This is a genomic window from Streptomyces sp. NPDC050121 (assembly GCF_044460385.1).
Lineage (GTDB): Bacteria > Actinomycetota > Actinomycetes > Streptomycetales > Streptomycetaceae > Streptomyces > Streptomyces soliscabiei.
Genome location: NZ_JBITJV010000056.1, coordinates 41,800 through 49,455 on the forward strand (window position 1 = coordinate 41,800; position 7,656 = coordinate 49,455).

Below are 7,656 nucleotides of genomic sequence, written 5' to 3' on the forward strand. Positions count from 1 at the left end.
TGGTTCCTGCCCGCACACAGGCGGCCTGACCCGTCGCCTTCTCAGCCGTGCCACCCCGGCAGGCCTCAATGTCAGCTGGACTGGGGCGGGAGGTACTGGACGGGAAGGACATGGACGGCCGGGTCGGGAGCTGACAGCAGTCCGCGCAGCTGCCGGTTTTCCAAGGTCAGTTGGTTGACCACCCGGACCAGACCTTGAACGTCGGCGCGGAGTTGTTCGAGTTCGGCTTTGTCCTTCTCGCGGAGTTCCTTGAGCCGTACGACTTGCTTGCGGAGCCGGGTCTCGGCGTCGGTGGGTTGTCCGCGTTCTTTGACCTTGGCGTAGAACTCGTTCTTCAGGTCGAGGTGGCGCTGGGTGAGGGCGTTGCGGGGGACGCCGGCCTCGATGGCGAGGGCCACGATGGTCAGGGCTCCGTTGGAGCGCTCGGGTCGGCCGGTCAGGATGCGGTCCATGGCGGCGCGGATGCGGTCGCGCTCGTCTGCTGTTCCGCTCACGGGGTGGGGTCCTTCAGGGTGATCCGGGTGCGGTCATGGGTGTCGGCGATGCCGCGTAGGCGGTCGGCGTGGTCGCGTAGCCGTTCACTGATCGGCTGGGGCACGTGCGTGGCCTGTCTGTCGAGGGTGTCGGCGCGGTCGCGCAGCGATGTGGCGTGGTGGTCGGTGCGGACGATGTTGCCGCAGCCGGGCATGCAGTGATCGAGCCGTGGGGAATCGCGGACGCCAGTGCGGTGGCACAGGGCCTGTTCCCGCTTGTAGTGGCACAGCAGGAGCGCCTGCGGGTTGTCGTACAGCATGGCGTCGTCGTTGGCGAGGAGGCGGCGGGCGGTGGTGGCGTTGATGACGGTGCCCTCGAAGCGCGGGGCGCGGGCGGTGGCCTTGATGGCGCGCCGGGCGGCCGGGCCGGAGAGGCCGCCGCCTGACTGGAGGTCGTCGTTGAGGTCGGCGACGGTGTCGGCGACGGCGCGGACGGTTTCGATGTCGATCAGTTCGTGGATGCCGTCGCGGCTGCGCGCGGCATAGCCTTCGGAGACCAGCGCGGTGCGTAGGTGGCCGTACTGGATGGCGAGAGCGACGAGCCCGCCAGGGCGGCGGGCGACGTGCCAGGCCAGGGTGCGGCGGAAGCGCCTTGTGCCGACCGCTCCGTGCGGGTCGGGCGGGATCACTTCGCCGGGCACGCGGTGGCGGGCGGCTTCGGCGTTTGCCCAGGTGACGAAGTCCTCGATCCTCACGCGCAGGGCGGGTGAGCGCAGGGAGCCGGTGCTGGGGCCGGCCATGGCGCCGTGCACGGCGTGGGCGAACAGCAGCTCGCCGCATTCGACCATGCGCTCCAGTGCGCGGATGGCGTGGACGACGGGGGTGATGGCCACCCAGGGGACGTCGCGCTCGCGTCCGGCGGAGTGGTGGTTGCCGTGCGCGTCGGTGGCGTTCTTGTACTCGTGGCCGTAGATCAGGTGTCGGCCGATACGGCCGGAGGCGTCGGGCTCGGGATCCGGGCAGCAGCCGTGGCGCAGCCCGAGCACCTCGCCCGGCTGCATCCCGGTGAGGTAGGCGATGACGATGAAGCACGCAGTGACCAGCAGCCGAATCAGCCCCGGCGTCTCGCCGAAGTCGAGGGCCTCGCGCCACGGGCGCCCGGCGATGCGGCCGGTGATGGGGGTCGGTAGCGGGCAGGGGCCGGGCCGCTGCGCGGCCGCGGCCACCAGGCCGTGGCGCGCGACGTACAGGGCGACTTGGTGGCGGGAGGCGCCGGTCAGGCCGCCGACGTAGTAGCGGGCGAAGCCGTACCCCTCGCGGCCCTTGAGCCGGACGGCGGGCAGCGGTGCCCGGGCGGCAACGAGCGGATCCAGGTACGCATCGAGGGCGGCCTGGCCGGCAGAAGTGCTGGGGATCGTCCGGCCGGTCTCCGCCAGCCGCTTCGTGTCGGTGTGCCCGGCGAGGATGTCGTCGGCGAGGTCGTCGACCATGCGCAGGGCCCAGACCAGCAGCGGTCCCATGGTCGCTTCGGCGATCGGCTCGCTCGTGTTCTCCCCACCGCCGGCGGAGGACGCGGCCGGGAGGTAGTCGTCGGCACCGAGTTCGTCCCACGGCGGCCGGGAGACACCCGCGGGGCGGGCGGAGAGCTGGTCGAACGCCCACAGGCGGGTGAGCGTGCCGAGGATGTCCAGCACGCGTTCCCGGTTGGAGCCGGCGGCGAGCAGGTGCTGGTCGTAGGCGGTCCAGACGGCGGTGGTGCACTGGGCGAGCGAGGTCAGCCCGCGTTCCTCGAGCCAGGCCGCCAGGTACATCCACTGCCGTACCGCCTCGGTCAGGTCGCTCAGGCTGATGCGGGCCCGCAGCCGGGTGGCGCGTTCGGCGAGGTACGTGGGCCGCAGCTCGCCGTTGATCATGGTCCAGGCAACCAGCCGGAGTTCGTCCCGGAAGGCCACGGGGCATTGACGCCAGCGGATGCTGGCCTTGTTGCGGCTGGGGTTCTCAGTCAGCGCGGCCAGCGGCCAGCGGCCAGATCCAGTCCGCGTAGCGGCCGTTGATGTGCGCGTGCATGGGCAGGACAAGGTGCGGCAGCACGACGGGCGTGTCCGGTGTGGGCATCGGCAGGATGTAGGGATCGTGGTGGGCTGCGGTGGTCACGTGTCGAGCACTCCGGTCAGCAAGCAGTCGATGAGATCACGGTCGGCGTCGGTGACGCGGGCCAGGGCCTGCGCCCAGACCGGCTCGCCGAGGCGGCGCTTGAGGTCCTCAAGCCGGGCGTGTGCCTCGCCCCAGTCGGCCTCCCACACCGGCAGCGGCTGGGCCGAGTGCAGGTGGGTCAGCGCCCGGTGCAGATGGGCCAGGCGTGCATGGTGGCCGGGGTGGATGCGGGCGTTGGTGCAGCCCAGGCACATCAGGAACGAGGCGCGGCAGCCCTTGCCCGGCCCGGTGAAGGGGCTGTGCTCGTAGTCGTGGCAGTCTGCGGTCGCGGTCTGCCGGTTGTCGGGATCGGGAATGGCGCGGAGTTCGGCGACAAGGACTGCCTGGCGGGCGCGCTCGGCGGCGTCCTCGGCGCCGGCCGCGATGATGTCCGCGGCCTCCTGCTGCACCCGTTGGTCGACCAGCACGTAGTCTATGGGTGGCCTGGCTGTTCTGCCCGGGCTCGCGCCGCACCAGCGCATTGACCGTGCGCCGCCCGCGGCGAAAGGGCGAACCGGCCAGTCCTTCGGCCCGGGCCCAGGCGCTGCCAGCGCTATCGATCACGCCGAACCGGAAGAGTCCGACCGGCGGGTGGTGATCGGAGGTGGTGATGGCGTGCCCACCCTGCGCCCAGCGCCACACGATCAGCAGATCGGTGCCGGGCGCGAGGTCCTCGACGACGGCACGCGCGAAGCGGGTGGCCTGTAGGGCTTCGGTGATCAGCCGTCCCGGGGAGCTGGCGCCGTCGTCGGTGACGTTGCGGCTCTCGAAGTAGCGGCCGCCGCCGCGCCAGCTCCACCTCGCCCGCCCCCTCGCCGAGGACCTGCGCCACCCCTGGGAACGCCCCGTGAAGACCGAACGGCTGTCTCCAGCCCGCGTCCGGCGAGGGTTTCGCAACCTCCGCCGGAAGACAGCCCGTCCCGCAGCCGCACCGAAACCGGGCAGACCCGGACCTGGGCGCCCACCCGGCAGCCGCAACCAGCACAAGGCCCGCATCCAGGACGTCGGCAAGACCGTCAAACGCGCCGAAACGATCAAGGAACACGAACAGCAGCGAGGTTAAACGCCAAGCTCAGAGGTGTCCACCACCCGGGGACAGGTCCCCCCCGCGTTGTCCCCTGGTTGGGGACAGGAACAGGGGCGTGTTCGTCCGTGCCTGCAGGGGATGAGGGCTTCTACGCGCCGGACTCTTCGGGGGCCGTATCGTCTTTTTTTGCTCGCCCTGTGACTCTCGACTCTCCTGGTCGGCGTCGGCGCGCCGCTCGTCGAGCCGCTTACTCAGCTCGGTGAGCCCGGCACCGAGCCGGCCGAGCCACCCTGGCACTCGGGACATGGCCCGTCCCTTAGAACTGAGTGTCAGGAATGTGTACCTCCATCCCGGCCATGTCGGCTGTCACAGGGATTTGGCAGGTGAGGCGGCTGTTGGAGGTGCGTGGCGCCGGTACGCCCTCGAGGATCATCTCCTCGTTTTCGTCAGCCGGAGACAGGAGCGGCAGGTACTTCTCGTCGATGTAGGCGTGACAGGTTCCGCAGGAAGCGCAGCCGCCGCAGTCGCCGATGATGCCGGGCACGAGGTGGTCGAGTGCTGCTTGTTTGAGGCTCTGGCCGACGGCGGCCTCCACGGGGTGCGGTGTTCCGTCGGCTTCGATGAATCTGATCACTGGCATGTCAGGTACGCCTTTCTGCGGTGGGTTGGTGTCGTTTCATCAGTTCGGACAGCGGGAGGTCTTCGCAGGCGGCTTCGTCGCCGGTCATGGCGGCCCGTGCCGTGACGAGTTGGCGGGCGGCCGTGAAATCCCGCGGCTGGTTGACCGCGTGCAGGCCGGTGATGATGCCGTTGCGCAGATACACCACGCTGAAGGAGTTCGTTGACGGGTCGCCGCGGACGATTTCTGTGTCGCCGGTCTGCGGCAGGCCGGCCATCTGGAGTTTGTGGTCGTACTGGTCGGACCAGAACCAGGGCGCTGTGAAGCGTTCGGTCGGTTTTCCGCACAAGGTCCGGGCCGCGGTTCTGGCCTGGTCGGTGGCGTTCTGGACGGATTCGAGGCGTACGCTGCGGCCGAGGAAACCGTTCCACTGCCGCGTGCAGTCGCCCGCGGCGACGATGTCGGGGTCCTCGGTCCGGGCCATGGCGTCGACCAGGACACCGTCGTCGACGGCCAGTTGCGCGGTGGCGGCGAGGGTGTCGTTCGCGGCGATCCCCACGCCGGTCAGGATCAGGTCGGCTCTGATCACGGTGTCATCGCTGAGCTGGGCGTGGAGGGCTCCGTCGCGCCGGGCGACGCTGCGGACGGATACGCCTGTGCGCAGATCGACGCCGTGGTTGCGGTGTTCGCGTTCGACGAAGGCGGAGACGGCCGGTGGGCTGGTCCGGGCCAGGACTCGCGGCTGGGCCTCTACGAGCGTCACCGCGATCCCCATGTCGGCCGCGGCGGCCGCCGTCTCCAGGCCGATGAATCCGCCCCCGACGATCAGTAGGGTGCCACCGGAGTGGAGTTCCTGACGCAGCGCGATCGCGTCGTCGAGGTGATGCAGAGTCCTGCCTGCGACGTGGCCGGATCCGAATCGCAGAGGACGGGGACTGCCGCCGGTGGTGAGGGCCAGCTTGTCGTAGCGCAGCGTGCGGCCGTCGGCCAGGGCGACGGATCGTGTCCGGCGGTCGATCCCGACCGCGGCGGTGTCGAGTTCGATCTCGATGCCGGCGTTGGTGAAGGCGTCCGGGGCGCGAGTCCGCAGTGCCACCTGATCGGCTTTGCCGTGCAGGAACGCTTTGGACAGCGGCGGGCGCTGGTAGGGCAGGTGGGGTTCGGCCCTTCGTCGAGGACAAGGCCAACGTCGCTCTGCTCGGGCCGCCCGGGGTCGGCAAGACGCACATCGCCGTCGCCCTGGCGGTCGCGGCCTGCCGGGCCGGCTACTCGATCTACTTCACCAGCCTCGACGACATTGTCCGCCACCTCAAGGCCGCCGAGGACCAGGGCCGTCTGATCAGCAAGCTCACCAGCTACCTCCGGCCCGCCGTTCTCGTGGTGGACGAGGTGGGCTACCAGCCGCTGGAACGGGCCGAAGCGAACCTCGTCTTCCAGGTGATCTCGAAGCGTTACGAGAAGGGCTCGATCATCCTGACCTCGAACAAGACCTTCGGCAAATGGGGCCAGGTCTTCGGCGACGAGGTCCTGGCCACCGCGATCCTCGACCGGCTCCTGCACCACTGCGAAGTCGTCTCGATCAACGGCAACAGCTACCGGCTCAAGAACCGCCTCCAGGCCATCGAGCGGGAGACCGACGTGGCCTAACGAGTGGTGCACATAACTTCGTACTCGGTGGTGCACTCACACGGCCCTGGCAAGATTTGTCGGCGTACAAGTGAACGTGCACCACTGCGTACGGATGAAAGTGCACCGTTGTTGATGCGGTGAGGTTGGTGTCGCGCGAGTCTTCTGTCGTCCTGTTCGGGGTCGGTGGAGGGCGGCGAGAGTGGTCTTGGATCCGCATCGCTGGTTGGAGCTGAGGCGGTTTCGCGGGCTGTACGAGTCTGGCGCGATGAGCCTGCGGGAGATCGCGAAGGAGACCGGGCTGAACCGGCGCACGGTCGCCAAGTATCTGTCGGGCGAGACTCCGGTCGCGCCACCGCGAAGGGCGCCCAACGGGCAGCCGTACCGGCGGATCGTGGATGAGGTCGCGCCGTTGATCGACGCGATGTTGCGGGCCGAGATCCTGCTCAAGGGTGCCGTGATCCACGAGCGCCTGGTGGCGGAGTACGGGTTCACGGGCAGCTATCAGCGGATCAAGATGTACTTGCAGGAAGCCCGCCCGCGGGTCGCGCAGGAACTGGGCATCAGCCCGAGTGAACTGGCGGGCCTGCACCGCAGGTTCGAGGTGGTGCCGGGGGCTCAGGCCCAGGTGGACTGGGGTGACGAGGGAAAGATCCTCGCCCACGTCGGGATCCCGAAAGTCTACTCCTTCCACATGACCTTGTCCTACTCGCGCGATCCATTCTGCTGCTTCACCACCAGCCAGGACCTCGCCACCTTCTTCGACTGCCACCGCCAGGCGTTCGCCCACTTCGGCGGAGTCCCGATGTCGATCGTCTACGACCGCACCAAAACGGTGGTCCGCCGGCACGTCGCACCAGGTGAAGCCGTTCCCCTGCATCCGGAGGCTGTCGCCTTCGCCGGGCACTACGACTTCGATCCCGACGTACTGGCCGCCTACCGGCCCACCGGCAAAGGCCGGGTCGAACGGCAAGTGCTGATCGTCCGCGACCACGTCCTGGCCGGACGCGCCTTCTCCTCGGTCGAGGAACTCAACGCTGCGTTCACCGCCTGGGTGCCGCTGCGGCGGGCGAAGGTGCATGGCACCCATGGCGAGGTGATCGGTCTCCGTGCGATCCGCGACCACGTGGCCCTCCGCCCGCTGCCGCAGACGCCCTATGTGGTCACTCAGCGGCATCTCCGCCACGTCGGCAAGGACTGCCTCGTCGCCTTCGACGCGAATCTCTACTCGGTGCCGGCCCGCAAGGTCCGCCCCCGTCAACTGGTCGAAGTCAGGGCCACGAAGTCCCAGGTCATGCTGCATGCCACCGCCCCCGATCGCACTGGCGAAACCCTGCTGGCCGCCCACCCGCGGGCGGTCGGCCGAGGCGCCCGCATCGTGGATGAGAAGCACTGGGACGGCCTGCCCACGGGAGCCGGCCGCCGCGTCACTACCGGTGATGGGAGCCTGCCGCGGCCCCGCCGCCACGATGCCCCGGTCTCGCAAGCCGGGCCACTGGCGGCCCTGCTGAACCGGGCCGCGGTCACCCAGATTGAGGTCGGCCGCCGGCCTCTGTCGGTCTATGACGAACTGACCGGCACCCGTCCCTTCACTACCAAGCCGAGCGCGAAGGAATCGTCTTGAGCTGTTGAGCGTCTTTCGTTCTGCTGATGTGTGACCTGGGCGCGTCGTTGGCGGTGCCGATCTGCGGTCTGGGGTCCGCGGGGTCTTGTCGTCC

The 7,656-nt window shown here is 69.3% G+C and carries 8 protein-coding genes and 2 pseudogenes; 4 read left to right on the forward strand and 6 right to left on the reverse strand.

The genetic code is table 11. The annotated features are described in order from the left end of the window. Nucleotides 1-71: 71 nt before the first annotated feature. From ACIBTS_RS44735 to ACIBTS_RS44750, 4 genes are read right to left on the reverse strand one after another with little or no spacing between them, the layout of a single operon-like run. Nucleotides 72-494: a hypothetical protein gene (locus tag ACIBTS_RS44735; RefSeq protein WP_399327062.1), complete on the reverse strand. Its 423-nt coding sequence runs from the start codon at nucleotides 492-494 to the stop codon at nucleotides 72-74. Further along, nucleotides 491-2,425 carry an integrase gene (locus tag ACIBTS_RS44740; protein WP_399327064.1) on the reverse strand — a complete coding sequence of 645 codons (1,935 nt, stop codon included), beginning with the start codon at nucleotides 2,423-2,425 and terminating at the stop codon, nucleotides 491-493. Before ACIBTS_RS44740 ends, ACIBTS_RS44735 begins: the two co-directional genes overlap by 4 nt. Nucleotides 2,426-2,471: 46 nt before the next feature. Next, nucleotides 2,472-2,627, reverse strand: a complete 156-nt coding sequence (locus ACIBTS_RS44745; RefSeq protein WP_399327066.1) for a hypothetical protein — start codon at nucleotides 2,625-2,627, stop codon at nucleotides 2,472-2,474. Beyond that, complete coding sequence (locus ACIBTS_RS44750) at nucleotides 2,624-3,094, reverse strand: hypothetical protein (RefSeq protein WP_399327068.1); 471 nt, start codon at nucleotides 3,092-3,094, stop codon at nucleotides 2,624-2,626. Before ACIBTS_RS44750 ends, ACIBTS_RS44745 begins: the two co-directional genes overlap by 4 nt. Before the next feature lie 7 nt (nucleotides 3,095-3,101). On the opposite strand from ACIBTS_RS44750, the gene ACIBTS_RS44755 reads away from it, so the two are divergent. Further along, complete coding sequence (locus ACIBTS_RS44755; RefSeq protein WP_399327070.1) at nucleotides 3,102-3,374, forward strand: hypothetical protein; 273 nt, start codon at nucleotides 3,102-3,104, stop codon at nucleotides 3,372-3,374. Between the two features lie 82 nt (nucleotides 3,375-3,456). Beyond that, a pseudogene (locus ACIBTS_RS44760) lies at nucleotides 3,457-3,729 on the forward strand (transposase); the annotation flags it as partial. A 280-nt stretch (nucleotides 3,730-4,009) separates the two neighbouring features. Here the strand turns inward: ACIBTS_RS44760 and ACIBTS_RS44765 are convergent. Next, nucleotides 4,010-4,333 carry a 2Fe-2S iron-sulfur cluster-binding protein gene (locus ACIBTS_RS44765; protein WP_399327072.1) on the reverse strand — a complete coding sequence of 108 codons (324 nt, stop codon included), beginning with the start codon at nucleotides 4,331-4,333 and terminating at the stop codon, nucleotides 4,010-4,012. Between the two features lies 1 nt (nucleotide 4,334). Continuing rightward, a complete protein-coding gene (locus ACIBTS_RS44770) occupies nucleotides 4,335-5,465 on the reverse strand; it encodes an NAD(P)/FAD-dependent oxidoreductase (protein WP_399327076.1) in 1,131 nt (376 codons plus the stop codon). A 14-nt stretch (nucleotides 5,466-5,479) separates the two neighbouring features. Between ACIBTS_RS44770 and istB the strand changes: the two are divergent. Further along, nucleotides 5,480-5,959 (forward strand): annotated as a pseudogene (gene istB, locus ACIBTS_RS44775) (IS21-like element helper ATPase IstB); the annotation flags it as partial. A gap of 181 nt (nucleotides 5,960-6,140) precedes the next feature. Then, the gene (istA, locus tag ACIBTS_RS44780; RefSeq protein ID WP_399327074.1) at nucleotides 6,141-7,562 is read left to right on the forward strand and encodes an IS21 family transposase; all 1,422 of its coding nucleotides are present in this window, start codon (nucleotides 6,141-6,143) and stop codon (nucleotides 7,560-7,562) included. Nucleotides 7,563-7,656: the final 94 nt, after the last annotated feature.